1 pseudogene is annotated in these 217 nt (G+C 74.7%); it reads right to left on the bottom strand.

The window, feature by feature from the left end:
• A pseudogene (locus DEIPI_RS33670) lies at positions 1-217 on the bottom strand (hypothetical protein); the annotation flags it as partial.

Here is a 217-nt window from a genome sequence, read left to right as displayed (position 1 = left end):
GCAGAATCTAGCACCTCCTCGCCGGACGTCCTCGCGGACTCGCGCCGCACGCGGCCCGCGTGGTGGACGACATGGTAGGCCTCCTCGGCGTCCGGATGGTCGGTCCGCCAGTGCGCGCCGCGCGACTCGGTACGTTCGAGCGCGCCGCGCAGCAGCAGGCGCGCGACGAGCAGGACGTTCGCGGCCTCGACGCTCTCGCGGGCCGAGTCCCCCTCGC

Origin of the sequence: Deinococcus pimensis DSM 21231 (assembly GCF_000519345.1) — a bacterium.
Lineage (GTDB): Bacteria > Deinococcota > Deinococci > Deinococcales > Deinococcaceae > Deinococcus_A > Deinococcus_A pimensis.
Note: the sequence above shows the minus strand (reverse complement) of the source record. Positions and strands in the feature narration are given on the sequence as shown.